At 50.5% G+C, this 531-nt stretch carries 1 protein-coding gene; it reads right to left on the bottom strand.

Features of this window, described 5'->3' with window-relative positions; genetic code table 11:
* Window positions 1–299: 299 nt before the first annotated feature.
* A partial coding sequence (locus D7X94_RS18895) for a hypothetical protein (protein WP_207667190.1) occupies window positions 300–531 on the bottom strand: 232 nt, incomplete at its 5' end.

Genomic DNA, 531 nt, shown 5'->3' with positions numbered 1-531 from the left:
TCATCTTTCTTGGGTTTTTACCCCTTGAAATTTTTCACCTTGCGGCATTACGCATAGCCGGATAATCCCGGCACTCCGGTTTAGGCAATCTCCAGTTAGACACCTTGGGAAAAGCGTATTGTGATGTCGGTAATGGGTTTTCGTCCTTTTCCGCTTATTGCGGCTGGCTGTCATAAGTATCGTGCGGTCTGTGTCTACCTGTCACATTCCGCTATGACATACGGCGAATACAACCATCCTGCGCCGCCGGGTCGAGTATCCCGCCTCGGACTGCCCTTAAAGCAGTTTAGCCTTGTTCCTCATTCACAATGTTGCGTCTTGCCGCTCAGTCGTGGGTAGATGGTTTCCCCAACTTGCGATTTTTTCGGTACGCTATTGTCCCCCTTGTGGTTTCCCTCCGGGGTAAACCGAATGACGCTAAAGTGACATTTTTTCATGTCTTTGATACTTTTCTTTACCGGCTTGCCAAAGCCGGATTCCCAAAATGCCCGCGCACCGCCTTTGGATGAAAAGCGGCACTTCTGGACGCGC

The organism is Acutalibacter sp. 1XD8-33 (assembly GCF_003612555.1).
In the GTDB taxonomy this organism is placed as follows: domain Bacteria; phylum Bacillota; class Clostridia; order Oscillospirales; family Acutalibacteraceae; genus Acutalibacter.
This window is presented reverse-complemented; position numbering and strand designations above follow the sequence as displayed.